Source organism: Acinetobacter sp. DL27, assembly GCF_055810995.1.
This window is the reverse complement of record NZ_CM147947.1, coordinates 1,950,147-1,974,787: the sequence shown is the minus strand read 5'-3', so window position 1 is coordinate 1,974,787 and position 24,641 is coordinate 1,950,147. Positions and strand designations below refer to the sequence as shown.

Sequence of the window (24,641 nt, the reverse complement as noted above, 5' to 3'; positions counted from 1 at the left end):
AATATTTGTGACATGAAGACTCCCATTCTTATCCCGCTGGTTGCTACAGGATTATTGTTAGGTTGTTCCGAGGCGAATCAAACGCAACATGATCAGTCTAAACTTCAAGTGGCAGAACAAAAGCAGATTATTCCTGCGTGGGTTGGGAGTTATCAGGGGACAACGCCGTGTATGGGGTGTTTGTCCCGTTGTGAAGACTGTCCGGGTATGGCAGTTGCACTAGAGTTGCATGAAAACAAGACCTATACCCTAAAACGAGAAAGTTTGAGTGGGCATAACGAAATCGAAAATTTGACTGGAGCACTTCGTTTTAATGCTCAAGATCAGCACAAGGTAGAGTTGATGAACGTGACAACGCGAAACTTACTTTATATCGATTTAGAAGATGGTGTTTTAGAAATACGTGAAGATGTGACTGGAAAAAAATACCAAATGCAGAGTGATTTTGTTTTGGTGAAACCAGCTTGATTTTCTAAATAGCTGTATTTTAGAAATTCATTTTAATATTTACATCTTTTGCTTTTCCAAAGCTCTCACTTTATTTCAAATCTATAATCTAAATGCATAAATAGCTTGAGATAGAGAGTGGGATAAAAATGGAGCTAATGGTTTTTGAATTATTGATCTAAATCAGCTTTATAGCTTAGAAATGCGAGAACGGAGTGAAGTAACTCATTCACTCTTTGGCAAAAAAACAGTATGCTTAGGCCTATAAAAAGGAGCATACATGTATCAAGTACTTGCACGGAAATATCGTCCTCGCAATTTTAATGAGCTAGTGGGTCAAAACCATGTTTCTCGAGCGCTAACCAGTGCTTTAGAGCGCGGGCGTTTGCACCATGCTTATTTATTTACAGGAACGCGTGGGGTCGGAAAAACCACCATTGCCCGTATTTTGGCGAAGTGCTTGAACTGTGAAACAGGTGTGACTTCGACGCCATGTGAAGTTTGCCCAACCTGTACCGCCGTGAATGAAGGCCGTTTTATTGACTTGATTGAAATTGATGCGGCATCACGGACTAAAGTTGAAGATACGCGAGAGCTTTTAGACAATGTTCCTTATGCGCCGACGCAAGGTCGTTTTAAGGTCTATTTGATCGATGAAGTGCATATGCTGTCTACGCATTCTTTTAATGCTTTACTCAAAACATTGGAAGAACCACCTGAACATGTGAAATTTCTTTTTGCAACGACAGATCCGCAAAAGCTCCCAGTTACAGTGATTTCGCGTTGTTTGCAATTTACACTACGCCCGTTGGCTGTAGATGAAATTACCGAGCATCTAGGGAATATTTTAAATAAAGAAAGCATCCAAGCCGAACAAGATGCGATTTGGCAAATTGCAGAGTCTGCCCAAGGCTCATTACGTGATGCACTTTCTTTGACAGACCAAGCGATTGCTTACGGTCAGGGCGCCATCCAGCACCAAGATGTCAAAGAGATGTTGGGTTTAATCGACCGTACCATTATTTATGATCTGATCCTTGCGATACATCAAAACCAAAAACACCGGGTAAGTGAGTTGCTGATGCAATTTCGCCAGCAAGCATTAGATGTATCTTTAGTTTTGGATCAGCTGATTTCGACTTTACATGAATTGGCATTACTACAATATTTGCCAGAACTTAGTCTCAAATATAGTGCTGAAATTAATAAAAAGATCATGCAATTATCTCAGCAAATTGCTGCGCAAGACTTACAACTTTATTACCAAATTGCATGTAAAGGGCGTGCTGAATTACAGCTGGCAGTCACGCAAGAGCAAGGCTTTGAAATGTCGGTGCTGCGCATGTTGGCGTTCCGTCCATTACAACCAAATGAAGTGCTGGTGGCTCAGACGAATAGCGCTGTAGTTGAATCTGTACAACAAGCGGCAATACTGAGTTCTGATCCAGAAACGGCTTTACAGCAAGATGCTGAAGGTACAGTTGTTGATGTGGCATTTGAAGACGCTGCAATAACTCAGGATGCAGAGCCTGAGTTTAAGCCTGAACTTGATGATGTCGATCTTTCAGAAAGCGTTGAAGATAATAAACCACCAGTGGACTCATCTCAGCAATCTGATCAAATCGTTTTCGATCCTTCCAGTGATGAAGTGTTGTTTGATTTAGATGAAGCAGACGAATTTAATGCGCAAAGCAATGACGATGAGCCAAATAGTGATGATTTCTTATTTGATGAAATTGTTCCGCTAGAAACAGAAACTCAAAATGACGCATCCGTTGAACCTGCCGCAGTAATAGCTGAACCTACTGTGCAAGCGGAGTCGTTTGATTTATCAAGTGGAGTGCTCTCTGCTGATAGCGTACAGGACACCCAAGTTGTAGAAAATGAAAGCCAACAAACTGTTGCTACTATTGTAGAGTCTGCTCAACTTGAACAGATTTCATCTGCACCAGCCGATTTAATGCCGCAAGATATTTTACAACTACAACCGCAGCAGTTAGTCGGTGAGTGGACGGTGGAGAAGTGGGAGTACTGGTTCAGAAGCAGTGGCTTATCACCCGCGGTACAAGAGTTGGCTCAGCAAGGTTTAATGGCTGGGCAAATTAATGCCGAGTCTGTGTTTATGATTCCGCAGCGTTATGAGCAGCTCCTCACCCAATTACGTCATGTCTTAGAAGATGCGCTTAAAGCTGAATGGCCTCAGACGCGTTTTGATGTGAAATATGCAGAAGTTGAAACGATTACGCCGTACACTATGCAGGCGCAGCGCAAGCAAAAAGCATTTCAACGTGCGCATGAGTTACTGCAAAATGAAGACACGGTCAAAGGTCTTGTACAAACTTTTGATGGTGAATTGCAGAATATCCAACTTAAGTAATGCCATGGCTTAAGTAGTGGCGCAAAGCACTCCGCATTTCAGATGGAATCGGGGTGCTTTTTCGTGTTTCACGGTCTACAAAAACATGAACAAAATGTCCTTGAGCTGAAGCAGTTTCTTGACCAAATTTGAAAATGGCAAGTTCGTAAGTGAGTGAAGAGTTTCCTATTCTAGAAATAGTCACACCAACGTCAATAATCTCAGGATAAGACAACTCATGCAAGAAACTACATGCTGAGTCGACCACTAAACCAATAATAGGTGATTGGTGGATATCAAAATTTGCTTTTTCAATCAGTAAGGCATTTGCGGCAGTATCAAAATAACTATAGTAGGTTACGTTGTTGACATGGCCATAGAGGTCATTGTCCGACCAACGTGTTTGAATCGGTAGAAAATAATGAAATTGGTCACGTGTCTTTGCAGCTTGTCTCATCGTTATTATCCTTAAAATCGTCTTATAAATAGCCTAAGTTAATTATATGGCTTAGCTGTAAATGGCTTGATAAATTTCGCGTGCCTGCTGCCACTCTAGTTCTCTTGGGTTGTTTTGTAGTAGGCGTGTTTGCAACATGGCATCGGTTGCAAGCTGGTCTAGACTATGTTCAGAAATATTCAATTCTTTGAGTTTTAAGGTTAAACCACTACGGTCTAAATGGTTTTGCATATGGTCGACAAAAAGATCAGAAAGACCATCGGTACAGCCTGTACTTTTTGGGTCGAGCCAGCAGATCAGTTCCGCATAATGTTGCTTAGCTAGCGGAAGATTAAACTTTAAAACCTCTGTCAGCACTAAGGCATTACTGTGTCCATGAGAAATGTGAAAATGCCCACCCAATGGATAAGCAAGCGCATGAACAGCACCGACAGGGGCATTGGCAAAGGCTTGTCCTGCCAACATTGAACCGACCAACATATTTTGTCGAGCTTCTAAATTTCGACCATCTTCTAGCACCAGACTGAGGTTTTGATTCAGCAGTTTTAAAGCCTGTTTCGCCAACATGTCAGCATAGGGGTTTTTCTTGATTTTAGAAGTATAGGCTTCAATCGCATGTACCATCGCATCAATGCCTGTAGCAGCACTAATATGACGCGGCAGATTTTCAGTAAAAGTTGCATCCAAAATCGCGACATCGGCAAAAAGAACGGGTGCTACGATGCCAGTCTTTGTCGTTTCACCTGTGGTGACGATCGAAATTGGTGTGACCTCAGAGCCTGTCCCTGCAGTGGTAGGGACTAAAATTAAGGGTAGACGAGGTGCTTGGGCATTATTCACCCCATAAAGATCTGATAACTTTTGCTGCTGTGCAGGATGGCTGAGGATGGCAATAATTTTTGCAACATCCATAGAGCTGCCGCCACCAAAACCTAAAACGATATCTACCTTTTGCTGTTTGGCATAATTAGCCGCATTTAAAACAATTTGCTCACTCGGATCTGCTTCAACCTCACTGTAAATACTATAAGTGAGCGAGAGATCTTCTAGTATTTCTAAGATGGGAAGGTGAAGCTGATGCTTTAACATGCCTGCATCTGTAACCAATAACAGATGCTGATAAGGACGTACTGTTAAAATGTCTCTGAGCTGTTGAATGCTGCCTAAGCCTGAAATAATATTCGGCACAGTTTGAAATTGAAATTGGTTCATATCAGCATCCTTTTTTATATCTTATCCAACAATATTGTTTTGTACTTCTATAGGATTCATCCTCTAAATAACTTAACATAAGACACTTGAAAATAAAGCTGTTTCGAGGTGGTTATGTCATTCACAGCGCCCTATAAGGTGTTATGTGTCTGTTTAGGAAATATTTGTCGTTCTCCCACGGCAGAAGTGGTTCTCAGACATTTTTGTGATGCACATCAGCTCAATATCGAAGTCGATTCGGCGGGAACTAGTAATTACCATCCCAACAAAGCACCTGACTTGCGTAGTCAAGAACATGCTTTAAAGCGGGGCTATGACTTATCCAGCTTACGCGCACGACAGTTACAGACCCGTGATTTTGTCCATTTCGATTTAATTCTGGCGATGGACCATCGTAATTTTGACGATATTCAAGCCTTGTATCAAACAGCGCAAACTGAATTTGGTATTCAGCCTCTCCGCGCTAAAATTGCACTGATGTCTGAACATGACGCGCAGTATCCGCAGCAAGCATTACCTGATCCTTACTATGGTGGCTCTGATGGTTTTGAACGTGTTCTTGACCAATGTGAGTCAAGTAGCCAAGCGTGGGTCAGTATTTTTAAACAACAATTTGAACAGTAATTAAGGTTCGTGCATGCAAATTGAAACACAAAAACAGCTTAAACCTTTTAATACGTTAAGCTTAAATGCGATAGCCTCTCATTATGTTCAAATTCACAGTCCAGATGAGCTTGTAGAAGCATTGGATTATGCACAGCAACACGCTTTGAATGTCATGATTTTATCTGGTGGAAGTAATATGCTGCTTCCTGCACAAATTAATGCTCTGGTTGTGCATATGAACATTTTAGGCGTAGAAAACCTGTCTGAAGATGCGAATACCAAAACTATACGGGTCGGTGCTGGTCAAGTTTGGCATGACTTTGTGCTTTGGACGACAGAACACCATTTATTTGGCTTACAGAATTTGGCATTGATTCCAGGCCTCGTGGGCGCATCTCCTGTACAAAATATTGGCGCTTATGGTGTAGAGGCCGGCGAGTTTATCGAAAGCGTGCAAGTCTATGACCGACAGTTGAAAACATTTAGCGATATTCAAGCTGAAGACTGTGCATTTAGTTATCGTCATAGTATTTTTAAAGATGATCCAAATCGCTATGTGATTACGCATGTGACCTTCAAGTTGTTGAAAAAAGAAGATTTGAAAATTAGCTATGGTGACTTAAAACAAGCCGTAGGTGATGAGCTAACAGCTTTTAATTTACAACAACAAGTGATTCAGATTCGTCAAAGTAAACTGCCTGATCCGAAAGAATTTCCAAACGTAGGCAGTTTTTTTAAAAATCCAATTATTAGTCAGCAAACTTATGACCTTTTAGCCGAACAATTTGAAAAATTGCCACATTATCCGCAGCCGAATGGTGATGTTAAAATTGCAGCAGGTTGGTTGATTGATCAATCAGGCTGGAAAGGTAAGCAGCTTGGTGTGGTCGGGATGTTTGCCAAACAAGCCTTGGTTTTAGTGAATTATGCCAATGCAGATTTGAACGATGTACAGAGCACATATCGTGCAGTACAGCAGGATGTGTATAATAAATTTAAAGTTCTGTTGGAACCTGAGCCTGTGCTATTTAATTCAGCGGGTCTCATCCAATCTCATCAGGATCGTTAAAAGTATGAGTAAAACCCATAAAATGGTACGTTTAATGCAAATCACTTCGGTGCTGTTTGCATTTTTCGGCTGTTTAATGATTTTTATTTATACGCCTTTTTATTCTAAGCTGATTGTGGCGACATTGAATGCCTTTGTTCCTGTAGACGTCAATGAAGTCGCAGCACAAAGTCAAAAAATGGCAGCACTCAGTGAGCAAGAAAGCTTAGAACCGGGTTCTGATTTGTGGATTGCCCGTCAAGCGTACTTACAGTTGATGGAAGAGCAAATCAAAGAACATAATTCGCAAAACCTAACCACGATTCAGGCACGTTATAAAGCACTACAACAGTTAATTATTTCTGAACAGCGTGAAGAGCAAGAAAAAGAGCAAAAGCCTCAAATTCCTTTGGTGATTGAGACAGCAAGTTCTGAGGTTGACCCGACTGAAAATGTCAAAGAACTGCTAGAGCTGAATAGCAAAGAAAATAAAGCCTTGATGGAAAATTATCTCGACTTTTTAAAAACGCATAAAGTAGAGACTGTAGAGGAAGAGCCGATAGATGAACAAATCTATCAGGACATCGCACAAATACATGCACAAAATGAAGAGAGAAAAGCGGCATTAAACATGCCGAATGCCATAGTCGTTTTGGGTGGTGGATTAACTTTAGATAAAAACCGTAAAGATATTGTGGTGAATGAATATACGCGACTACGTCTTGAAACCACATTGCAGGTCGAAAAACAGTTCAAGCTGCCCATTGTGCTTAGCGGTGTCGAAGCCCCGTATATGCAAAAATGGTTAAAGGCACGTGGAGTCGATGCGAAACTATTGGAAGATCGTAGTATGAATACCTGCGAAAACTCGCGCTTTAGCTCTTTGCTGTTGCAGAAAAAAGGTGGTGCGCCTAGAGTGATTTTAATTACAGATCAATATCATATGCCACGTACACGCCGTTTATTTGCTTTAAATGGTATCGAAACACAGCCGATTGAGGCGCCTATGCCGACTCAATTAACCCAATGGCGTCCAAGTGAACAAAATTATGATCATAGTCGCCGTGCCAATTATGAAATGCTCGCAACGATACGCGATGTACTGTTGGGTTCGAGTGACTGTCGGGAGATTCCATAATGCCTGAACTTCCTTTTTTAAATCCGTCGGTACTCAAACAGCTTGAACTTCCTGTCCCTAGCCGTGAGACAACACCACAGCTTTTAATGCCTTTGAATATAAACCAGCCGTATGAAGCATCGGTGGAGATGGTGTCTTATCGTCGTTTATATGGTTTAGATGCGTTGGACTGTGATCACTGGCAAGGTTATGTTCAAATGCCATTATTTAAGTTGCATGTCCAAGTTTTTGCACCAAAAATTGAAAAAATCAAAGGTTCAGTCTGTCTGTTGCATGGTTATTTAGAGCATAGCGGAATTTATCAACCCATTATTAAAGAGTTGCTTGAACAAGGCTTTAGTGTACTGACCTATGATCTTCCGGGGCATGGACTCAGTGATGGATCACCTGCGAATATCCAAAATTTTGATCATTATCAAGATGTGTTACATGCTGTGGTGCGCTATGTCAAACATGCTGAGCAGTTGCCACAACCATGGCTAGGCATAGGGCAGAGCACGGGTGGTGCAATTTTGATGCATCATTTGCTTGAGTTTGCCGAACGCCGTGAAAACCCTTATGTACAACGTGTCTTGTTGTTGTCGCCACTTATTCGACCTGCTAAATCCGCTTGGTGGCATAACTCGGTTGGATTAGGCATTATTCGTCGAATTAAACGTCAAGTGCCGCGTCATTTTAGGCGGAATAACCATAACCCTGAGTTCTTACGTTTTGTCCGTTTAAAAGATCCGCTACAACCTCGTATGATGGGTATGGATTGGATTTTGGCTATGTCCAAATGGATGTTGGAAATGGAGCAGCGCCCAGCCTGTCGCATTCCAGTTTGGTTAGCTCAAGGTGCACTGGATCAGACGGTAGACTGGCGTTATAATATTGAGTTTATTCGTGAAAAGTTCCGCTTACAAACCTTATTGATGTTGGAAGAGGGTTCGCATCAATTGATCAATGAGCGTTCGGATATTCGTGCGGCCTTAACGGGTCTAATTCCAGCTTTTTTACATGCACAGGGTTCATCGAGTGGATATTACTAACATTCTGTGATTCTTTTATCGAAAATAAAAAGGAGGCTGATAGAGCCTCCTTTTTATTTAGAAATGTTCTAATTTGGACATATTCCACATACGGAAATAAAAGTTCTCTTCATCTTTATTTTCACAAGACAGCAGTTCACCATCTTTTAACCAAAAATGTAGCTGCGCATAGTTTCGAATTTCTCGGTCATTAATGCGCTGCGCTAAATGGCGTGCTTTAATTTCTGCTGGATGTTTTAAGCCCGCTGAAGCAATCATTTCTGAAAGTGCTTTTAATGTGTTGTCATGAAAATGAAGTACACGTTCGGCTTTGGTGGGCACATGTATTGCTTTTTGACGCTCTTTGTCTTGTGTCGCAACACCGACAGGGCATTGGTTGGTATGACAACTTTGCGCTTGAATGCAGCCCACCGCGAACATAAACCCTCGTGCAGAGTTCACCCAATCTGCACCAATTGCCATGGTACTAGCAATATCAAAGGCACTAACCAATTTGCCACTGGCACCAATTTTGATCTGATCACGTAAACCCGCACCGACCAGTGTGTTGTGTACGAAAAGTAAGCCTTCACGTAGTGGTACGCCCATATTGTCTATCAGTTCGATAGGTGCTGCACCAGTCCCGCCTTCGGAGCCATCTACCACAATAAAATCGGGAATAATTTGAGTATGCAGCATGGCTTTGACAATGCTCATAAATTGCCAAGGCTGACCAATACACAGCTTGAAACCGACAGGTTTGCCTTCAGATAACTCACGCAGTTTTTGAATAAAATGCATCATCTGGATCGGGGTTTTGAAGGCAGAGTGACTTGAGGGAGAAACACAGTCATGATCACGACTGACGCCTCGTATTTCAGCAATCTCTTCTGATATTTTATCTTTCGGTAGAATCCCGCCATGACCGGGTTTTGCTCCCTGAGAGAGCTTGATTTCGATCATTTTGACTTGAGGTCGTTTGGCTTGAACGGCAAATTTTTCAGGGTCAAATTGACCATCGAGGGTACGGCAGCCAAAATAACCACTGCCTAACTCCCAAACAATATCGCCTCCATACTCAAGATGGTACGGACTTAAACTGCCTTCGCCAGTATCATGGTAAAAACCACCCATTTGCGCTCCTTTGTTTAAAGCGCGAATGGCATTGGCACTCAGGCTGCCAAAACTCATGGCTGAAATATTGAAAATAGAAGCACTATAAGGTTGTGAGCATTGCGAATTGCCCACCAAAATACGGAAGGTTTTAGGGTCAGCAGGTGTGCATGGGCTCAGTGAATGAGTCATGAAACGGTAATTATCTGCATAGACATCGATAATAGAGCCGAATGGTTTATCTGCATTTTGGTTTTTTGCACGTTGATAGACCAGACTGCGTTGCATACGTGAAAAAGGCAGTGCGTCTTGATCGGCCTCAATAAAATACTGGCGAATTTCAGGGCGGAAATCTTCAAAAATAAAACGAAAATGCCCCATGATCGGGTAGTTCTTTAAGATTGAATGTTTATTTTGTACAACATCATGCAAGCCAACAAGACTCAGTAAACCTGTAATCAGCCAAATACTGTTCAGTAAAGTGTCCGAAATAAAATAATTAATATAGATGGGAGTATGGCTATAATGAAAAAATGAAATGCTCAAAAAAATAAAAATACACAATAGCCAAATGGAGTGCCGTGAAAAGAAAGTATTGAGTAATTTATGACGTATGGATTGAGCAGGGCTAGACATATGGCTGGGCATCCTTCCAGATTGTTTAAACCTAATGTGCCAAGTCTCTGTTTCATCTACAAGTAATAAATTGTTGTTACGCCCGTTATTATTTGCTGTGGGAATCCAATATTAAAATTATGGATAAATTTTGTACAGATTGATATCTTTCAGAATTTAAAGTATATAAAATGAATGTGAATAAGCACTTATTGTTCAAAAGAAAAAATTATAAATTACTTACTTCTAGGGATAGGTTAGGCCAAGCTTGCATCGGTATAGTGTGGTTCAAGAATGATAAGAAAAAGGGGAAGCTTCAGTGAAAAATAAGGAAACTGTTTTGCCTGCACCTGTTTTAATCGTGGAAGATGAAGCCATGATTCGCTCACGTCTAGATCTGATTCTGTCGGAACTGGGCTATAGTCAAGATATGCTGATTTTTGCTAAAAATTTAGCTGAAGCCATGCAAATCATTGCCTCACAACCGATTTCTTTAGCCTTAGTCGATTTAGGGTTGCCTGATGGAAATGGCATCACTTTAATTGAAAAACTCAGAGACATAGATGAAAGCGCATTAATTTTAGTAATTTCGGCATGGAGTACACAGCAAAGCTTATTTGCCTCGATTAAAGCGGGAGCGAATGGCTATGTATTGAAAGAACGTGATGATGCCGAAGTGCTGATGTCCATACGGAGTATTTTGCGCGGTGGTGCACCGATTGACCCCTTTATTGCTCGCGAAATTTTAAATCAAATCTCAACCTCAAATACCCCCCAAACTGAGCGTGTAGAGCAGTTGGATGGTCAGGACTATGACCAACTCACTAATCGAGAAACTGAGATTCTCAACTTGGTGGCACAAGGCTTGAGTAACCGCGAAATTGCTGAGCAATTATTTGTTTCGCGCTATACCGTTGAAAGCCATATTAAGCATATTTACCGAAAGCTTTCTGTTTCAAAAAGAACCAAAGCTGTCAGCACTGCGCGTTCTTTAGGTATTTTATGAGAAATGGCTGGCTGAGCATTTTTGTCACACTGTGTTTGTGTGTGCTTAGTTTTGCCAGTTCCGCACAAACGAACTTTGCTGTTAGTCCAACCTGTAAAGTGAATGTGGATAGAATTTCTGCGGTGAAAACAAGTTCTATCGATGTTGTTCCGAAGACGGGATGGATAGAGGTCAAAAACCCTGATGTGTGGACAGAACGCTGGCCACATTACGATGGTGGCGTTTGGTACCATTTTAATTGGCATTGGAGTTGTAAGGATAGCGATGAGTTAAAACAGCCTTTAGCATTTTCTGTGGAAGGCATGAGTAGCGCAGGCGCTGTTTTTTTTAATCGAAATTTACTTTGGAAAGATAAGCATTTAGTTGAGCCTCTATCCAAAAGTTGGAATACCCCGCGTTTTTGGATCCTTCCTGTCGAAAGCTTAAAACAAAAAAACAATGACATTTGGGTGTATGTGGTTGGTAATAGTTATGAAAGTCCGGGTTTAGGTAATCTAGAATTTTCTGATATCACAACAGCATATGATAAACAACAAAAACGACTTTGGAGTAAAAGGGCACTCTTTCAAGTCAACTTAGTCATTTCCACCACATTAGGTTTGGTATGCTTTGTCATTTGGTTTTTTAGACGCAATGAAACCACTTTTCTGTGGTTTTCTATCAGCTGCCTGTTTTGGGTATTGTTTATTTGGAATGTCATCAACCGAGAAGTGTTTCCATATCCAAACTCTTTATGGGTCATGAAAACTAACCTGACCTATTTTGTTTTATACAATGTCTGTTTTTGCATTTACTTGCTACGTTTTGTGAAAACAAAGTTTGCTGAATTAGAGAAAACCTTATTTTTAGTTGCTGCAGTGTGTATTGTCACCATCTTGTTTATCCCAAGTTTGATGGTCAATATCGTATTTGCTGTGATTTTCCTGTTGTGTATTGCATTATTTATCGCATCATTCTGCTTTGTGATTTATCGTGCTTATAAGACCAAGCGCCGTGATTTTATTTTGTTGGCGGTTTGTTTAAGTGTGATTCTTATCGTCATGCTTTACGATATTTTAATACTTTTTGATGGGCATATTAATGACCATCAGCCTTTGTCGCCGTATACCTCACCAGTGATCACTTTTTTCATTGTGATTATTCTTGCAACGCGGTTAGATAAAAATATCAAGAAAATACAAAGATTTAATAGTGAGCTTGAGCAGCGAGTGAGCTTTGTGACCAGTAATCTGTCCTCTAGTTTATATGCTCGACACCAATTAGAGCTTGAAAATGTCCGCTTACAAGAGCGTATTCATTTAGCACATGATTTGCACGATGGTTTGGGGGCATCTTTGGTTCGTTCCATGATTTTGGTGGATCAGAGCTCCAGCACCATGTCGAATCAACAATTTTTATCCATCCTCAAATTGCTTCGAGATGATTTAAGACAAATTATTGATAGTGGGTCTTTAACCAATAACAAAACGCCAGATAATCCTGTGTTATGGATTGCTCCTGTTCGGCATCGGTTTAGTCAGATCATGGATGAGTTGGACATTGAGGCGACTTGGAGCATTCCAGAGGCATGGGAAATACAACCGACAGCACTACAATGTTTGACTTTAATTCGTGTGCTTGAAGAAAGTTTGACCAATATTATGAAGCACAGCCAAGCACGGCATATTGATGTAAAAATGTATTATCCAAGTACAACTCACTTGGTCATGATTATTCAGGATGATGGCGTAGGTTTTAATGTGGAGTGTGTGCTTAACCACGGGATGGGCATTGGTATGCGCAGTATGAAAATGCGTTTAGAAAAAATTGGTGCTGAGCTCAATATCGAATCTGAAAAAGGCTGTACCAAAATTATTGCGAGTTTAAGGTTTGGTGAGGGAGAAAGTGCTGAGTAGATTAGATTCCTCAGCACTTGGTTTGCTTAAGCTTCGTCAGGTGGGAGTAGCATTAAGACGGATTCGTTCATCAGCATTGCAATGTCTTCTAGAATATCGGCATCATATAAGCTTTCATCAAGTAACAGTGCTTCACCATCTGCTAAATTCTTGAGTAATGGTGCAAATTGCTCCGAAATGCATAGCCCTTCACCATTGGCCCAAAATAAGAATTCATCTTCATCGTGAGTATAAAGTAGGCGAGAAGCGGGTTCTAAGATCAGCTGATAGCCTTGGTCTAAAATACCTTCTAAATCTCCTGTGCCAATTTCTTCAGCTTCAGGAATATTTTCAGGGTATTTCGGCTCTGACATCAAGGTCATAATAGCATCTTCAAGCAAAGTTGAGTTTTGTAGCTGAGCCAAAATTTCTGCTTTTAAATAATCCAATTCGTTTTGTGTTAATTGGCCGATCGGACTTTGTTGGTCACGAACAATATCGAGTAAAGGATTACGTAGCAGAGCGTTATCAGACAGTTTGTCGCCTACACGGTCTACCATGTCGGTGACGTTTGGCATACGGAAGCCAAAAGAGAAAGTCAGGCAGTCATCTTCGGCTACACCAAAATGTGATAAACCTGGTGGTACATAAAGTAGATCACCTGGCGCTAATACTTCGTCAAAATGTACGTCAATTTCAGGCAGTAATTTTAAAGGTTGGCCTGCAACAATCTCAGAGTCAGCATCGCACATTTGACCCAACTGCCAACGACGATGACCATAACCTTGAACTAAAAAGACATCGTAAAAGTCAAAATGCTTTCCGACAGAGCCACCTTTAGGCGCATAAGACACCATGATGTCATCACGGCGCCACTGCGGAATAAAAGGAAATTTTTTCCACAGTGCTGCTAAGTCAAAAGAGTAGTGATCTACGGCTTGAACCAATAAAGTCCAGAGTTTTGGCATCTTTTGGAAGTCAGCTTTTAACAGCGGTGAAGACTTTACCGACCACTGATTTGGGTCACGGTCTTTTTGTTTGATGAGACGAGCTGTGACATTTTCATCTAAAGCCAGTTCCATAATATCGCTAGGTTCTAAAATATTGATAATTTCAGGCAGCGCGTTGCGGACCAATAATGGTTTTTTTTGCCAATATTCGGCAAGGAATTGTTCAGCTGTAATACCGCCAAGAACATCAAGAGATTGGGACATGAAAATAGCCTAAGCAAATTTAAAACAATATTGTGACTATTGTCTTATGATCGAAGGCCTATGCGCAAGTACCGTTAGATTTATTTAAATGTGCTTGGTTGATTTAAATAAATTGAGTTTGTCTGAGTCGTTATGATTGCAGGCATCAAAATTTTTACAGCATAATAGGTCTAAAATATAGTGAAGAAAAATAATGTTAAGTAAAGAAGATGCCGAGAAAATGGCGAATGAGATATTGCAAAAAAGAAAGAGAGAAAAGTCAGTCCAAATTAGCGAAAAAATCATCCTCAATCGATAGGATATACAAAACAAAAGATTTGGCTAAGGTGCCGCAATATCAGCATATCTTACTTTTTAGACAAGCCAAAAGTCTTGCTGAAGATCATCCGCTATATAATAAAATGTGGTATGGCTATTTGGTATTGGCATTGTTATTTGTCAAATATCTCTTTAGACAGAGGGAAAGTGTGAGTAGCTTTGACCCTAATAATATTGGTCTATTTTCATTTCTTATTCTTTTTATGGTCATTACGCTAACCGTAGTTTATTAATTCGAATGTACTTTAAACGACTCATTCAAGCTTATCTCTCAGCAAATTCGTTTAAAAAGCTTTGAGCGATTGGTCATATATTATATTAATGCTGTTGTTACATTTAATGCTCAAAATTGAACAGCAACATCTGCTGCTGTTCAATTTATTGAGGAACCAACTAAAAATACTTCTAATAATTATGGCACAAGCACTTTTAATTCACGCAGAATATGACACAACTGAATCATAGGCATACCCATCAACGTAGTTTGATCTTGTCCAATCATTTGTTCAAATAAGCTGATACCAAGGCTTTCACACTTGAAGCTTCCTGCACACATCAGTGGCTGTTCAATTTCAACATAACGCTGAATTTCAGGTAGTCCCAATTTACGGAACTTAACTTTATAATGTTCAACCAGACTACGCTCAAAACCTGTTGAGTGTTGCTGCACGCTGAGTGCGGTACTGAAGTAGACAATTTTGTCCGAATTGGCCTGTAGCTGTTTAATGGCTTTTTCAGTACTCAATGGCTTACCAATAAAAATATCGGGTGCACCTTCACGCCATGCCACTTGATCTGAACCAATCACGATTGCTTCAGGATTTTGTGACGCAATGACATGCGCTTTTTCAAAAGCAAGTCGCTTGGCTAAATCATCGGCATGGCTTTCACCACGAGGCGATTCGTCTATATCAGGGACAACGCAGCGGTAGTCTAGACGTAAACGGTTCATGAGGTCTTTACGAGTTTGACTGCTTGATGCCAAGATAATTTCTGAAGTATTCATTCGACTGCATATTCCATAAGCACATTCAGCGGGACATAGGACAGTACAGCTTGATGGCAAGCTTGAACTTTAACAGGAGGCGCAAAACCGGCCTGATAAGCTTCTACCCAACGGGTCACACAGATACACCAAAAATCACCAGGTTGTAGACCTGGAAAGTCAACTTCAGGCACAGGGGTAATGAGATCATTACCTACACGCTGCGAAAAATTTAAAAACTCAGAGGTCATTTCGACACAGATCGTGTGTTGTCCCAAATCGGAAGGTGCTGTATGACAAAAACCATTACGGAAATATCCCGTGATTGGGGAATAACAACAGCTGGATAAAGGTTCACCCAAAACGTTTAAACGGTTTAGATTTGGATCAGGATGAATAGACATAAATGCTAAATCTAGTGAGACTTTTCACTATGATAGCAAAACTTTGCCTTTCGTTTGCTTTTCTGCAAAAGAAGCTAACCTTTTTCTGCATAATCATTTAAAATCTACGCGATTTTTATATATAGAAAGAGAGCTCTACATGAATTTTCAGCGTATGACTGACCTCGATTTAACGGGTAAACGTGTTCTTATTCGCGAAGATTTAAACGTTCCTGTTAAAAATGGTGTGATTACAAGTGATGCACGTTTACGTGCCGCTTTACCAACAATTAAAGCAGCGTTAGCACAAGGCGCAGCCCTAATGGTTTATTCTCACCTTGGTCGTCCAGTTGAAGGTGAGCCAAAACCAGAACAATCATTAGCACCTGTTGCTGCATATTTGACTGAAGCATTGGGCCAAGACGTTCAATTAGTGACGGACTATCTCGATGGCGTTGACGTTACAGCAGGTCAAGTGGTACTCCTTGAAAACTGCCGTTTTAACGCAGGTGAAAAGAAAAACAACCCAGAACTTGCAGCAAAATATGCGGCGCTTTGTGATGTATTTGTGATGGATGCATTCGGTACAGCGCACCGCGCAGAAGCATCAACTGAAGGCGTGGCACGTTTAGCAAAAGTTGCAGCGGCTGGTCCTTTATTGGCGGCTGAGTTAGATGCACTTGGCCGTGCATTACAAACCCCTGAAAAACCAATGGTTGCTATTGTTGCGGGTTCCAAAGTATCGACTAAGTTAGATGTGTTGACATCACTTTCTGATATTTGTGATCAATTGATCGTGGGTGGTGGTATTGCCAATACGTTCTTGGCAGCAGCAGGCTTCAATGTAGGTAAATCATTGTGTGAAAATGATTTGATTGACACCGCAAAAGCAATTGCGGCAAAAGTTTCTGTACCGCTTCCAACGGATGTTGTAGTAGCAGATGCTTCTGAAATCGATTTTGCAGACTTCTTAGGTTCATTGGCTGCTGCTAAAGCTGTCGTGAAAAAAGTTGAAGATGTGACTGACAATGACATGATTTTGGATGTAGGTCCAGAAACAGCAAAAGCATTTGCAGACATTTTAAAAACGTCAAAAACGATTCTTTGGAATGGTCCAGTGGGCGTATTTGAAGTTGATCAATTCGGCGAAGGCACAAAAACTTTATCTTTAGCAATTGCAGAGTCGGCTGGCTTCTCTATTGCAGGTGGTGGTGACACTTTAGCTGCTATTGATAAATACGAAGTTGCAGATAAAATTGGTTATATCTCAACCGGTGGTGGTGCTTTCCTTGAGTTTGTCGAAGGTAAAACGCTTCCAGCAGTTGCAGCGCTGATAGAGCGTGCACAATAATTATTGTGTGCTCATGCTGTTGTAAAAAGGTTGACTTCGGTCAACCTTTTTTTATGAGCTTAACAAATCTATTCATCATTCAGTCATGAAAATGAAATAATGCTGAAATAAACTACAGGGCATTAAATCATCTGTTCTAGGAAAACATTATGAATTTAAAAATGACCCTTGCTGCACTTTTGTTAGCACCATTGGCACTGACTGCTTGTAAGAAAAATGAAGCACAAGAGCAAACTGCTGCGGCATCTGAAACAGCAGCAGTTGAAGAAGCTGTAACGGCTGAACAACAAGCGGCAATTGATGCGATTGATCAGCCAGAATTGGATGAAAAGAACAAAGACATTCCTGCTGAAGTTGCAAATGCACCAGCAGATGCTGCAACAGCAGATCCTGCGGTAGAGGCTTCGGCAGCTACAGCGCACTAAATACACGCGAATTTCGTAAAAAGTCCCTGCAATTGCGGGGATTTTTTTTAAATAGTGTTATTTGTTGCTGAATTGAAACCTTTGAGCATGTAGAATATGTCGCATCAACTGGGAGGACATTATGGCTCTTATTTCATTGCGCCAGCTCTTGGATCACGCCGGCGAACATGCTTACGGCGTACCAGCATTCAACGTAAACAACTTAGAACAAATGCGCGCAATCATGCTTGCAGCAGATGCGACAAATTCACCTGTTATCGTACAAGCATCAGCGGGTGCGCGTAAATATGCAGGTGCTCCATTCTTACGTCATCTTATTTTGGCTGCAATTGAAGAATGGCCACACATTCCAGTGGTAATGCATCAAGACCATGGTACAGATCCAGATGTTTGCCAACGTTCAATTCAATTGGGCTTCTCATCAGTCATGATGGATGGTTCATTAGGTGCAGACGGTAAAACACCGACGACTTATGAATACAACGTTGATGTAACACGTCGTACAGTACAAATGGCGCATGCATGCGGTGTTTCTGTAGAAGGTGAAATCGGTTGTTTGGGTAGCCTTGAAACAGGTATGGCGGGTGAAGAAGATGGTGTGGGCGCTGAAGGTGTTCTCGATCATTCTCAACTTTTAACTTCAGTTGAAGAAGCACGTCAGTTTGTTGCAGATACCAATGTAGATGCGCTTGCAATTGCAGTAGGTACTTCACACGGTGCATACAAGTTCACGCGTCCACCTACAGGCGATATTTTGGCAATTGACCGCATTAAAGAAATTCATGCGGCGCTGCCAAATACCCACCTTGTGATGCACGGTTCAAGCTCTGTTCCTCAAGAATGGTTAGCGATCATTAACCAGTACGGCGGCGACATCAAAGAAACTTATGGTGTTCCTGTTGAGCAATTGGTTGAAGCAATTAAGCACGGTGTTCGTAAAATCAACATCGATACAGACTTGCGTTTAGCATCGACTGGTGCAATGCGTCGTATGATGGCTGAACAACCAAGCGAATTTGACCCACGTAAATTCTTCGCGAAAACTGTAGACGCAATGAAACAAATTTGTGTTGACCGTTATGAAGCATTTGGTACAGCGGGCAATGCCGACAAGATTCGTCCAATTTCTTTAGAGAAAATGGTTGATCGTTATAAATAATTCTTTTTGAATAATTTATATTGGAAAAGCCCACCCTGATGTGGGCTTTTCTATGTGTGTTTATATTCGAGGCGACAATAATAAGAGTGTGCTATGGAACTGATATTTGCTGCGGCCTGTTGTAGTGTGGTGGTCTCCATTCTTTTAAAATGGGGCAAAAACAAAGGATTTGATCCGATCCAGATGATCAGCTGGAACTATGCTTCAGCCAGTTTACTGTGTTACTTCTGGTTTAAACCTGATCTAAGTCACGTTTCTATTTCAAATACCCCGTGGTGGCTGATTGTCGCGCTTGGTGTTTTGTTGCCGAGTGTATTTTTATTTTTAGCTAAATCTTTACAATATGCAGGCATTGTCAAAACAGAAATCGCACAGCGTTTGTCGGTGATTTTATCTTTATTGGCGGCTTATTTTATTTTTCAAGAACAGTTTAATCAGCTCAAAATTGTCGGGGTAGTCTTGGGGCTTTCCGCTGTGATGTGCATTTTATTTACCAATGCCTCTGGTGGTGGAGAAGGTCAAAAACAGGCTGTGTGGTATTTAGCACTAGTCTGGTTTGGTTATGCGCTGATTGATGTCTTACTCAAATATACAACAGGGTTGGGTGTGCAGTTTTCCGTTGCGTTAAACCTGATGTTTATTTGTGCATTTTTGCTGTCAGTCAGTTATGTTGCCGTGACTACGAAAAATATCGGCTTAACCAAGAACGTCGTGGCAGGTTTATGTCTTGGTGTGTTGAACTTTGCCAATATTGCACTTTATGTCAAAGCTCATCTGCTACTCAAGGATAGCCCAGCGGTAGTCTTTGCAGGCATGAACATTATGGTGGTGCTGCTAGGCGTATTCAGCGGACTACTGTTCTTTAAAGAGAAGCTCAAACTCGCAACAGCAATCGGATTGGTGTTGGGTATTACAAGCGTGGCTTGTTTAGCTTATGCAATGTCTGTTTAAAATAGTTCTGCACAAAGGAAAAAGGGTGTTTGAGCAGATCTTTAATCACTGCAATTCCTAATAACAGCCCTGGTTGCTCACATCTGGGGCAATCGGGATAGTGAGGGCGCATGATATGTTGATACTGACCTAAATAGATTTTATTGCAGCGTGTACATTCAAATTTCATCGGTATATTGGGCTTAATAGACATCAGCAACCTCACTTTTTTTGTTTTTGACATTGAACATGATGAAGCAATTTTCAGGCCCAAAATATAAAAGGGACTGAAGTCCCTTTTATATAAAAATAGCATTACAGCTGCGTGAAAATATCTTCTTTGCTTAAGCGAGACTTTGGCAATTTTGCATTGAAGTCGGCATCACTCCGATAGCCTAGTGTGAGCAATACAGAAGGGATTAGACCTTGTTCGGCTAAACCTAGCTCTTCACTAATAATGGATTCATCAAAACCACCAATTGGCGTCGCATCAATTTTTTCAATACCTGCAGCCAATAAGATTTGACCTAAAGCAATAAAAGTTTGGTTTTCAGCCCAACGCTGCACATCACCTTTTTCATTGCGGTAATAGTTGACATAACCTGAACGGCTGTCTTTTTGGCCCTGCTTAGTTGCCTCATCTTTAAAACGACCATGTAGGTCATCTTGATGCAATAAATTTTCCAAATGTTGCTCAGAAATATCGGCTTTGGTGCAGAATAAAATCGTATGTGATGAATCTAGTACTTTGGGAGCATTGTATGCGTATTTACCCACCAGTGCTTTTGCAATTCGTTCTTTGGCGTTTGTGTTTTCTGCAATGAAAAAATGCCAAGGTTGGATGTTGATAGACGATGGCGTTAAGCGGAGAATTTCTAATAATCGAGCAAACTGTTCATGAGGGATCTTTCTATTCGGGTCATAAGCTTTGGTGGTATAACGACTTTTTGAAATATTTAGCAGATCCATAATCGCACTCGATTTATTGTTGATGTTTCATTCTAACCGATGAAAGGAGACTTGTGATCACGCTACAACTCGAACAGACTTAGATTTTAGTTGAATATGTGTGCCGGGTGAACACGCATTTAAGCGCCTGTGAATAAAGTATTTATATGAAAAGTTTTTTATTTCAAACAGATAAAATAATAAAAAAGTCATTCTATTAAAAAATGGGCTACTTTTGCTTAAATCTTGACAACCTAGTATAATGCAGACTACGAGTAGGTATTGTTCCTATTTTTCTATGATATAGCTGATTGTGATCTATCTGAGTTCAAGCATGTGACTTGAATATCATCATTGTAACTACAGAATTATTATTCAAAACCCGTTTTATTAATCTCTTTGTTCCATCACAAAAAGCTCACTTAGTGAGTTAAAATTTTGACAACTTTAAATACATGGCGTGTTGCTACAGCCGTAAATGGTAGTGAAATCAATGTAAAATTGGTGCCACTTAAACGTCAACAGAATACAAATCACGGTTTAATTTGGGTTGAAGTGGGGCATATGATTCAACTTGAATCTGGCGAAACTCTTCCAATGAACTTAGATGGTTTGAGCTTTTATACAGGTGTTAATCAATTGTATCGTCTAAATGAGTTGAATTAAGGCGGTAAGTACTTGAGTTAGCATTATGTATAATATTGATTGGTATAGAAAAAAAATGGCATTAATACTGCCATTTTTTTAATGCCAAATTTTGTAGATGATCATTCGCATTAATTTCTAAAATCTTAGCTGAATCTTCTTTCCAGTCACCAAGTACAATTCTCTTTTTCCCATCGACATCATGAATATTGGCGCGGTGGGTGTGTCCATGGATGAGTAAATCGACATTTTTTAGTGCTGCTTGAACAGCATCTTGATTCACATCCATCACTTCATAGCTTTTAAACTGTTGAGCTTGACGGCTTTTTTTACGGAAACCATTGGCCAGTTTTTGTCTAAAACCAAGAGGTGTACTTTTTAAAAACTTCAGCAGAAGTGGATTACGAATAATTTTACGAAAACGCTGATAGGATACGTCGTCCGTGCAGAGCAGATCACCATGTTCAATACGAATGGTGTGATTTGAAAGATTGAGTGTGCAAACTTCAGCTAACAGTTGACCGTTAAATTGATCGAGGAACTGCTGTCCTAGGGCAAAATCACGGTTACCTGTTAAGAAATAGATGTGATTGCCTGCATTTGAAAATTGTTTTAAGGCGCGAATGATTTCATCTAGCCAAGGGGCTGTGTAGTCGTCGCCAATCCATGCATTGAACCAGTCGCCTAAAATATATAGCTGGGTATTCTTGTTTTTATAAGCATCTAATAAATCTAAAAACCCCCGAACGAGTCGAGGGTGATCGGGTGACAAGTGTAAATCAGCGATAAACAAATACGTCACGGAAGTTTCCTTTTAAAAATCCCTCCCGCGACCTCCCTTTAAAAGGGAGGATAATCTCATGTTCGAATGAGAGTCTAGCTCCCTCCTTTATCAAAGGAGAGCTGGGGAGGATTTAAAATTACTCAGCAATGATCTTAGCAGATTCAATAACAACGTTTTCTAGTGGAACGTCAGCGTGGTAGCCACGGTTGCCAGTACGAACGCCTTTAATTTCGTTTACTACGTCTAGACCTTCAGTTACTTTACCGAAAACTGCATAACCCCAACCTTGTGCATTTTTGCCAGAGTGGTTAAGGAACGAGTTGTTACCCACGTTAATAAAGAACTGAGCAGATGCAGAGTGAGGTGCTTGTGTACGCGCCATTGCAATTGTACCAAGGTCATTGGTTAAGCCGTTATCAGCTTCGTTTTCAATTGCATCACGTGTTGCTTTTTCTTTGAAGTTTTCATCCATACCACCACCTTGGATCATGAAGCCATCGATCACGCGGTGGAAAATTACGCCGTCATAGAAACCGTCACGTACGTATTCTAAGAAGTTAGCAACAGTGATTGGTGCTTTTTCGTTGTTAAGTTCAAGAACAATACGACCTTTATTGGTGTTTAATTCGACTTGAGGAAAACTCATTGTGTAATCTCCTAATCATGGACATCAAAGCCATGGGTTTTTTGGTTGTGAGAAGCATAAGCAAACTGTAAACTACAAGGCAAGTAAAAACGTTATTTTCTTTGTAAAATAGATCAAATATCGTTTAAGGGGCTGTAAAATATTCATAAATCGACTGATAGATCAGTTAGAATTATGCTCGTATAGCAGGACCCTATTTTTCCTTAATTTTTTTCATCAAAGTGATTTTTAAACTATGAAGCCGAATGATGTTGTTTCAACACTGCCAAATAACCCGACACCAAGTAACAATGCCTCTGTCGCAGCGCAGCAAGAACAACAGCCAGGCTTAGATTTTGTTCGCCAAGTGATTACCGAAGATTTGGCTGAAGGTCGTACGCAAAAAGTAGTCACGCGTTTCCCGCCAGAGCCGAATGGTTATTTACACATTGGTCACGTGAAAGCAATTTGCTTGAACTTTGGTATTGCCAACGAGTTTGATGGTTTTTGCAACCTACGTTTTGATGACACTAACCCAGATGCAGAAGAACAAGAATATGTAGATGGGATCGCCAATGACGTTAAATGGTTAGGTTTTGAGTGGAATGGCGAACCACGCTATGCGTCAAGCTATTTCGATCAACTCCATGCATGGGCGGTTCAACTGATTAAACAGGGTGATGCTTATGTTGATTTGCAGTCACCTGAAGAAATTCGTTTGAACCGTGGTAACTTTATTGAGCCGGGTAAAAACTCGCCTTACCGTGATACTTCAGTTGAAGAAAACCTTGCGCGTTTTGAAAAAATGAACAATGGCGAGTTTGCAGAAGGCGAAGCTGTTCTGCGTGCCAAAATTGATATGGCATCTCCAAATGTGCATATGCGTGATCCTATTTTGTACCGTGTACTCCATTCAGAGCATCACCAAACAGGTGATAAATGGAAAATGTACCCAATGTACGACTATGCGCATCCATTATCCGATGCAATCGAAGGCATTACTCACTCATTATGTACTTTGGAATTCCAAGATCACCGTCCGTTTTATGACTGGGTGGTTGAGAAAGTACACTCGGAAGCAGTACCACGTCAGTATGAATCTAGCCGTTTAAATATCGACTACACCATTACCTCTAAGCGTAAATTGCGTAAATTGGTTGAAGGTGGTTATGTTAATGGGTGGGATGACCCGCGTATGCCAACTGTTGTAGGTATGCGCCGTCGTGGTTTTACCCCAGAAGGCCTACGCGACTTCTGTAAGCGTGTTGGTGTGTCGAAGTCAGACGGTATTGTTGATGTTGCAATGCTTGAATATTGCATCCGTCAGTCTCTAGAAAATGTTGCGGCGCGTGGTATGGCGGTGTTGAACCCACTTAAAGTTACGCTCACCAACTTGCCTAATGATATGGATTTAACCCATTCACGTCATCCAAATGTAGATATGGGTGAGCGTGTGATTCCGTTAACATCTGAAATTTACATTGACCGTAAAGACTTTGAAGAAGAGCCACCAAAAGGCTTCAAACGTTTAATTCCTGGTGGTGAAGTGCGTTTGCGTCATGCTTATGTCATTAAGTGTGATGAAGTAATTAAAGATGAAAACGGTGAAGTTGTTGAGTTGAAATGTTCAATCGACCCTGAAACTTTGGGCAAAAATCCAGAAGGTCGTAAAGTTAAAGGGGTGATTCACTGGGTATCTGCGACCAAAGGTATTCCTGCAGAAGTCCGTATTTATGATCGCCTGTTTACAGAGTCGGACCCTGAAGTGGGAGATGATTTCTTAGCGAACTTGAACCCTGATTCGTTGAAAATTGTACACGCGGTGATTGAGCCTGCATTGGCGCAAGCACAGCCTGAAGACCGTTTCCAATTTGAACGTGAAGGTTATTTTGTTGCAGATCAATACGACCATACAGCAGAGAAGCCTGTGTTTAACCGTATTTTAGACTTAAAAGACAGTTTTAAGCCTAAATAAGCGCTGTTTGCTTGATG

23 protein-coding genes are annotated in these 24,641 nt (G+C 40.8%); 14 read left to right on the top strand and 9 right to left on the bottom strand.

The window, feature by feature from the left end; genetic code table 11:
• The first annotated feature begins 12 nt into the window (after window positions 1-12).
• Complete coding sequence (locus AC0KVP_RS09590; RefSeq protein ID WP_473336308.1) at window positions 13-468, top strand: copper resistance protein NlpE N-terminal domain-containing protein; 456 nt, start codon at window positions 13-15, stop codon at window positions 466-468.
• 259 nt (window positions 469-727) lie between these two features.
• The gene (gene dnaX / locus AC0KVP_RS09585) at window positions 728-2,824 is read left to right on the top strand and encodes a DNA polymerase III subunit gamma/tau (RefSeq protein ID WP_473336305.1); all 2,097 of its coding nucleotides are present in this window, start codon (window positions 728-730) and stop codon (window positions 2,822-2,824) included.
• Here dnaX and AC0KVP_RS09580 read toward each other — a convergent pair.
• Window positions 2,817-3,260, bottom strand: a complete 444-nt coding sequence (locus tag AC0KVP_RS09580) for an acyl-CoA thioesterase (RefSeq protein WP_332477346.1) — start codon at window positions 3,258-3,260, stop codon at window positions 2,817-2,819. The genes dnaX and AC0KVP_RS09580 overlap by 8 nt on opposite strands.
• 51 nt (window positions 3,261-3,311) lie before the next feature.
• Window positions 3,312-4,472, bottom strand: coding sequence for an iron-containing alcohol dehydrogenase (locus AC0KVP_RS09575; RefSeq protein WP_473336302.1), 1,161 nt, complete (start codon window positions 4,470-4,472; stop codon window positions 3,312-3,314).
• A gap of 114 nt (window positions 4,473-4,586) precedes the next feature.
• Between AC0KVP_RS09575 and AC0KVP_RS09570 the strand changes: the two genes are divergently transcribed.
• From AC0KVP_RS09570 to AC0KVP_RS09555, 4 genes are read left to right on the top strand one after another with little or no spacing between them, the layout of a single operon-like run.
• The gene (locus AC0KVP_RS09570; RefSeq protein ID WP_473336300.1) at window positions 4,587-5,096 is read left to right on the top strand and encodes a low molecular weight protein-tyrosine-phosphatase; all 510 of its coding nucleotides are present in this window, start codon (window positions 4,587-4,589) and stop codon (window positions 5,094-5,096) included.
• Window positions 5,097-5,109: 13 nt separating this feature from the next.
• Window positions 5,110-6,147, top strand: coding sequence for a UDP-N-acetylmuramate dehydrogenase (murB, locus tag AC0KVP_RS09565; protein WP_473336298.1), 1,038 nt, complete (start codon window positions 5,110-5,112; stop codon window positions 6,145-6,147).
• 4 nt (window positions 6,148-6,151) lie between these two features.
• On the top strand, window positions 6,152-7,264 hold the full coding sequence (locus AC0KVP_RS09560; RefSeq protein WP_058869703.1) for a YdcF family protein: 1,113 nt from the start codon (window positions 6,152-6,154) through the stop codon (window positions 7,262-7,264).
• Window positions 7,264-8,295: an alpha/beta hydrolase gene (locus tag AC0KVP_RS09555; RefSeq protein WP_473336296.1), complete on the top strand. Its 1,032-nt coding sequence runs from the start codon at window positions 7,264-7,266 to the stop codon at window positions 8,293-8,295. The genes AC0KVP_RS09560 and AC0KVP_RS09555 overlap by 1 nt, the downstream gene beginning before the upstream one ends.
• Before the next feature lie 57 nt (window positions 8,296-8,352).
• Here AC0KVP_RS09555 and AC0KVP_RS09550 read toward each other — a convergent pair whose 3' ends face one another.
• On the bottom strand, window positions 8,353-10,023 hold the full coding sequence (locus AC0KVP_RS09550; RefSeq protein WP_473336294.1) for an FMN-binding glutamate synthase family protein: 1,671 nt from the start codon (window positions 10,021-10,023) through the stop codon (window positions 8,353-8,355).
• Between the two features lie 298 nt (window positions 10,024-10,321).
• Here AC0KVP_RS09550 and AC0KVP_RS09545 point away from each other — a divergent pair, with 298 nt between their 5' ends.
• Window positions 10,322-11,008 carry a LuxR C-terminal-related transcriptional regulator gene (locus AC0KVP_RS09545; protein WP_081313247.1) on the top strand — a complete coding sequence of 229 codons (687 nt, stop codon included), beginning with the start codon at window positions 10,322-10,324 and terminating at the stop codon, window positions 11,006-11,008.
• Window positions 11,005-12,903 carry a sensor histidine kinase gene (locus AC0KVP_RS09540; protein ID WP_473336290.1) on the top strand — a complete coding sequence of 633 codons (1,899 nt, stop codon included), beginning with the start codon at window positions 11,005-11,007 and terminating at the stop codon, window positions 12,901-12,903. Before AC0KVP_RS09545 ends, AC0KVP_RS09540 begins: the two co-directional genes overlap by 4 nt.
• A gap of 26 nt (window positions 12,904-12,929) precedes the next feature.
• On the opposite strand, the gene AC0KVP_RS09535 is transcribed toward AC0KVP_RS09540, so the two are convergent.
• The 3 genes from AC0KVP_RS09535 to AC0KVP_RS09525 form a co-directional block, all read right to left on the bottom strand.
• Window positions 12,930-14,096, bottom strand: coding sequence for a ribosomal protein uL16 3-hydroxylase (locus AC0KVP_RS09535; RefSeq protein WP_004984732.1), 1,167 nt, complete (start codon window positions 14,094-14,096; stop codon window positions 12,930-12,932).
• Window positions 14,097-14,826: 730 nt separating this feature from the next.
• Complete coding sequence (locus AC0KVP_RS09530; RefSeq protein ID WP_126036723.1) at window positions 14,827-15,420, bottom strand: Maf family protein; 594 nt, start codon at window positions 15,418-15,420, stop codon at window positions 14,827-14,829.
• Window positions 15,417-15,803 (bottom strand): DUF2237 family protein, encoded by a 387-nt coding sequence (locus AC0KVP_RS09525; protein ID WP_004696950.1) that lies wholly within the window; start codon window positions 15,801-15,803, stop codon window positions 15,417-15,419. The genes AC0KVP_RS09530 and AC0KVP_RS09525 overlap by 4 nt, the downstream gene beginning before the upstream one ends.
• 139 nt (window positions 15,804-15,942) lie before the next feature.
• Here AC0KVP_RS09525 and AC0KVP_RS09520 point away from each other — a divergent pair, with 139 nt between their 5' ends.
• From AC0KVP_RS09520 to AC0KVP_RS09505, 4 genes are all read left to right on the top strand, one after another.
• Entirely contained in the window at window positions 15,943-17,133 is a 1,191-nt protein-coding gene (locus AC0KVP_RS09520; RefSeq protein ID WP_242760485.1) for a phosphoglycerate kinase, read from the top strand.
• Between the two features lie 149 nt (window positions 17,134-17,282).
• On the top strand, window positions 17,283-17,558 hold the full coding sequence (locus AC0KVP_RS09515; protein WP_218288470.1) for a hypothetical protein: 276 nt from the start codon (window positions 17,283-17,285) through the stop codon (window positions 17,556-17,558).
• 121 nt (window positions 17,559-17,679) lie between these two features.
• Window positions 17,680-18,717 carry a class II fructose-bisphosphate aldolase gene (gene fba / locus AC0KVP_RS09510; RefSeq protein WP_004984718.1) on the top strand — a complete coding sequence of 346 codons (1,038 nt, stop codon included), beginning with the start codon at window positions 17,680-17,682 and terminating at the stop codon, window positions 18,715-18,717.
• A 93-nt stretch (window positions 18,718-18,810) separates the two neighbouring features.
• Complete coding sequence (locus AC0KVP_RS09505; RefSeq protein WP_473336286.1) at window positions 18,811-19,668, top strand: EamA family transporter; 858 nt, start codon at window positions 18,811-18,813, stop codon at window positions 19,666-19,668.
• A gap of 294 nt (window positions 19,669-19,962) precedes the next feature.
• On the opposite strand, the gene nfsB is transcribed toward AC0KVP_RS09505, so the two are convergent.
• The gene (gene nfsB / locus AC0KVP_RS09500; RefSeq protein ID WP_473336284.1) at window positions 19,963-20,616 is read right to left on the bottom strand and encodes an oxygen-insensitive NAD(P)H nitroreductase; all 654 of its coding nucleotides are present in this window, start codon (window positions 20,614-20,616) and stop codon (window positions 19,963-19,965) included.
• A 417-nt stretch (window positions 20,617-21,033) separates the two neighbouring features.
• Here nfsB and AC0KVP_RS09495 point away from each other — a divergent pair, with 417 nt between their 5' ends.
• Window positions 21,034-21,261, top strand: coding sequence for a hypothetical protein (locus AC0KVP_RS09495; protein ID WP_004696967.1), 228 nt, complete (start codon window positions 21,034-21,036; stop codon window positions 21,259-21,261).
• Between the two features lie 61 nt (window positions 21,262-21,322).
• On the opposite strand, the gene AC0KVP_RS09490 is transcribed toward AC0KVP_RS09495, so the two are convergent.
• Window positions 21,323-22,042, bottom strand: a complete 720-nt coding sequence (locus AC0KVP_RS09490; protein ID WP_473336281.1) for a UDP-2,3-diacylglucosamine diphosphatase — start codon at window positions 22,040-22,042, stop codon at window positions 21,323-21,325.
• 118 nt (window positions 22,043-22,160) lie between these two features.
• Window positions 22,161-22,670 carry a peptidylprolyl isomerase gene (locus AC0KVP_RS09485; protein WP_473336276.1) on the bottom strand — a complete coding sequence of 170 codons (510 nt, stop codon included), beginning with the start codon at window positions 22,668-22,670 and terminating at the stop codon, window positions 22,161-22,163.
• A 235-nt stretch (window positions 22,671-22,905) separates the two neighbouring features.
• On the opposite strand from AC0KVP_RS09485, the gene AC0KVP_RS09480 reads away from it, so the two are divergent.
• Window positions 22,906-24,624 (top strand): glutamine--tRNA ligase/YqeY domain fusion protein, encoded by a 1,719-nt coding sequence (locus tag AC0KVP_RS09480; protein ID WP_473336274.1) that lies wholly within the window; start codon window positions 22,906-22,908, stop codon window positions 24,622-24,624.
• Window positions 24,625-24,641: the final 17 nt, after the last annotated feature.